A 3,792-nucleotide genomic window follows, 5' to 3' on the forward strand; every position below is an offset into this window, starting at 1 on the left:
GGCCGCATCCATCTGGAACTGGAAAACATGATGTACGGCGTGATGAGCCGCGAACTGGTGCGCGAACAAGCCATGATCGGCATGCTGGGCGCGCTCAGCGCCGAAGCCCGCGTGGCGCGCTTCCTGGTGTCGCTGTCGGAACGCTTTGCCCAGATGGGCTATTCCAGCAAACTCTTTAATCTGCGCATGACGCGCCACGAGATTGGCTCCTACCTGGGCCTGACTCTGGAAACCGTCAGCCGCACCCTATCCGCATTCAATGAAATCGGCCTGATCAGCGTGGACCAGCGCACCATCGGCATCAAGGATGTCGATGCGCTCAAGTGTCTGCGCCGGCTGCCGCCCTCCCGCGCCCGCAGCAAACTGCCGGGCCGAGGCAAAGCTGCCGCGCCGGCGGAAGCCCCAGCACCGCTGCTGGCTGCCCTCTGAACTTTCTCACCCAGCTTGGGCCCGCTTCGGCGGGTCTTTTTTTATTGACAAGCGGTTTCGTGCTCCTCATAATGCAAATGCGAATCATTCTTATTCAAGGACAAAAACAATGCACAGCACTGAGACCACCTCCCCCGCCACCGGCCTCGCACCTGCCGTGCCGCCAGCCGCGCCGCAAGTACCGCGCTACACCACGGCCGGCTTGATGCAGGACAAGCGTGAAATCGAAATCGAACACGCCGGCCGCATCTATCGCTTGCGCATTACCCAGCTGAATAAACTGATCCTGACCGCCTGATTTTCCCCCGCCAGCCAACCGCCCCAACGCGGCAGCCAGCCACCCAAGCCTTTGATGGAGTGACCATGGCTATCGACCAGAACGACCCGATCTTCCACGAACCCAATCAGCATCCGGAACTGATGCTCTCCGCGGTGCTGCACCTGATGTCGCACTACACCGCGAATGCCGGCGACAACGGCGGCTGCGTCAAGCTGGCGTCGGTTATCGAACGCCATTTGAAAGCGCTGTCCACCCTGCCCGGCCTGGCGCCAGTGCTGAGCGCGACCTGCCAGCAGCTGTCCGAGCAATGGGCGGCTGTCGTGGAACGCTCGCTGCCGCAGCCGCAGCCCAGCTTCCTGAGCCGCATCATGGGTCGCCAGCGTCCTGCCCCGCAACTCGCCTGATGGGGGTGCGCCATGTGCGATCAACACGAAGCGCTGCTGCCCGCCGCGCCAGCGCCGAGGCGGCGCCGCATCTGGGAACTGGGACATAACTGTCTCTGTCCATTGGTTGGCGTCGGCCTGCCCTTGCCGGTACTGCGCAAAGTAGTCGGCAAAGCGGCCGGCGGCACGCCGATCGCGAGCGATTACGAAATCCACGTCGGCACCGTGAGCGAATGCGGCAGCCGCAATCGCCTGTCCGAAGCGGTGCAGAAGGAACTGGAGCGCCGCTATGCCGTCACGCTGCAGCGCTTCCGCAGCGCCAAGGACAGCACTGCGCTGGAAGCCTTATGGCATAAGGCCGTATCCAGCGGCGATGTGTCCGGCGCCTTTTTCGCCGGCCTGACGCATCCGCACTGCACGCAGGCGCTGGAAGAACTGATGTGCCGCGACCTGCACATGATCCAGCACCAGGCAGGCGCCGTTGCCCGCGCCGATATTCAGCGCCTGAATGGACTCGCCACTGACAATGCCGTCCTCACCCGCGAGCTCGCGCGTCTGCAACAGCGCAGCGCAGCGGCGCAGCAGGAGCGCACGGCGGAACAGGAGCGCCACAACGTGGCCATGATGCAACTGCGCGCGCAGCTGATTGGGCGCGACAGCATCATCTCGTCGCTGCGGCAGGAACTGGAAGAGCTGCGCGCATCCATACCCGGCCTGGCCACACGCGAACGCCTGGCACGCCAGCTGGAACTGGCCGAAGAACGCGAACGCTCGCAACGGCAACAGATTGCCGACCTGCGCCGCGCGCTGAGCGAAGCGGAAAACGTGCGTGCCGAAGACACGCCGACGTGCCACGCCGCGCCTGGCAGCGACTCCGCGCCCGGACGCGCCCTCGCAGCAAGCCATCGCCTACCGGGCGACGCGGCGGCAGCCACGGAACCCGGTGGAGACRCGCGCCAGGCCGTCCTGCATGGCCGTCTCGCCGAGCGCCAGGTCGTCCTGCATGGCCGCCTCGCCGAACGCCATGTACTGTGCGTCGGCGGCCGCAGCGGCAACGTGGCCAGCTACCGTGCCCTGCTGGAGCAGGCCGGCGCGCGCTTCAGCCATCACGACGGCGGCCTTGAACACAACGCCAACCAGCTCGAATCCAGCCTGGCCTCCGCCGACCTGGTGATCTGCCAGACCGGCTGCATCAGCCACGCCGCCTACTGGCGCGTGAAGGACTACTGCAAACGCCACGGCAAACGCTGCGTTTTCGTCGACAAGCCCAGCCTCTCGACGCTGCAGCTCAAACTGGAAGAACTCGCGCAATAAAAAACGCCCCGTGCGCCGAAGCGCCCGGGGCGTTTGCTCAAACCAGAGACTGAAACCAGGTGGCTGCCACGATGTGGCAGCCACCAGTTTCATGCCCTTGGTTTAGAAGGTGTAAGCACCGCTAACGTAGAAGGTACGGCCGAAGACATCGGCGTAACGTGGGTCGAAGCCAACCTGGTGGCCCGAGGAGTTACGCAGCGACAGCGGCGGATCGCGATCCAGCAGATTCTTGATACCAGCGCGCAGCTGGACTGCCTTGGTCACGTTCCACTTGCCCTGCCAATCCCAGGTGATGTACGAAGGCACATCCAGACGAATCACTTCGTTCTTGTTGGTGGTCAGGTTACGCACGGTCGCTTCCGCGTCGGTGTAGCCGTTGCGGTAGTTGGCGATGATGGTGTTGCTGAACGCACCGGTGTCCAGGGTGGTGGTCCAACGGATCACGTGACGGAACGATACCTTGTTGTCGATACCGAAGAAGTTCATGTCGTTGGTCCACTGGTCGCTGGTACCAGGAACGGTGTAGTTCGACTTCAGCAGGTAGGTGCCGGCCAGGTTCGAGGTCAGGTTACCGAAACCGAACTTGTGACGCACGGTGGTATCCCAGTCGATACCTTGCTGGTGGGTGTGGCCGATGTTGATCGACAGCGACTTGAACGCCCAGTAGGTATTGCCGGTTGCTGGCTCGGTGTAGGTGGTGAACAGGTCACGGAACTTCACCGGATCGGCAAATGCCTGCTGCTCGGAGATCGCGGACACTTTGTCGTCGATCTTCACGTCCCACAGGTCGGCGCCGAAGGAGAAGGCATTGGTTGGCTCAACGCGGAAGCCCAGGGTGAACTGCTTGGACTTCTCTGGCTTCAGATCTGCATTACCGCCGGAGATCACGTTGTACTGGGTCTTACCTGGACGGCAGTAGTCAGCGCTCGCGATTGGGCAGTTGAAGTTACCGGCGGTGAAGCCGGCGTTAACCAGCGGCTGGCCAATGTCCAGCATCGAAGGCGCCTTGAAGCCGGTGCCGTAGGAACCGCGGATCAGCACGGACTGCACTGGCTGCCAGCGAGCGCTCACCTTGTAGGTGGTTGCGGATTCGCGGTTGCCCAGGGTGGTGCCGGTGATGCCGTTGTCGATTGCCGAGAACGAGTCGTAACGCACAGCTGCCGACAGTTCCACTTTCTTGATGACTGGAGCGGCCAGTTCGGCGAAGGCGCCGTAGCCGTCACGGGTCATGTCGTAAGCTGGAGGCGCGTTCAGGTTGTACACCTTGCCGGTCGCAGCAGCTTCCGATGGAGTCTGCTCGTACTTGTACTGGCGCCAGTCGCCGCCCACTGCGATGCTTGCCTTGCCGCCTGGCAGATCGAACAGTTCACGGGAACCGTGTGCGTC

The 3,792-nt window shown here is 63.0% G+C and carries 5 protein-coding genes; 4 read left to right on the top strand and 1 reads right to left on the bottom strand.

The window, feature by feature from the left end; genetic code table 11:
* From AB4Z11_RS26220 to AB4Z11_RS26235, 4 genes are all read left to right on the top strand, one after another.
* Window positions 1-429, top strand: a 429-nt coding sequence (locus tag AB4Z11_RS26220) for a helix-turn-helix domain-containing protein (RefSeq protein ID WP_442028776.1), incomplete at its 5' end; no start/stop codon positions are given.
* A 109-nt stretch (window positions 430-538) separates the two neighbouring features.
* On the top strand, window positions 539-727 hold the full coding sequence (hemP, locus tag AB4Z11_RS26225; protein WP_442028777.1) for a hemin uptake protein HemP: 189 nt from the start codon (window positions 539-541) through the stop codon (window positions 725-727).
* A gap of 65 nt (window positions 728-792) precedes the next feature.
* Window positions 793-1,113: a hypothetical protein gene (locus tag AB4Z11_RS26230; RefSeq protein ID WP_442028778.1), complete on the top strand. Its 321-nt coding sequence runs from the start codon at window positions 793-795 to the stop codon at window positions 1,111-1,113.
* 12 nt (window positions 1,114-1,125) lie between these two features.
* Window positions 1,126-2,406, top strand: coding sequence for a DUF2325 domain-containing protein (locus tag AB4Z11_RS26235; RefSeq protein WP_442028779.1), 1,281 nt, complete (start codon window positions 1,126-1,128; stop codon window positions 2,404-2,406).
* 102 nt (window positions 2,407-2,508) lie between these two features.
* Here AB4Z11_RS26235 and AB4Z11_RS26240 read toward each other — a convergent pair.
* Window positions 2,509-3,792 (bottom strand): TonB-dependent receptor domain-containing protein (locus AB4Z11_RS26240; RefSeq protein ID WP_442028780.1); only part of this gene is annotated, 1,284 nt, incomplete at its 5' end.

The organism is Pseudoduganella sp. RAF53_2, assembly GCF_052113985.1.
GTDB lineage: Bacteria > Pseudomonadota > Gammaproteobacteria > Burkholderiales > Burkholderiaceae_D > Rugamonas.

Excerpts from the sequence above, each read along its gene's own strand:
- AB4Z11_RS26230 (WP_442028778.1), top strand. The coding sequence starts at position 793 with ATGGCTATCGACCAGAACGACCCGATCTTCCACGAACCCAATCAGCAT.
- hemP (WP_442028777.1), top strand. The coding sequence starts at position 539 with ATGCACAGCACTGAGACCACCTCCCCCGCCACCGGCCTCGCACCTGCC.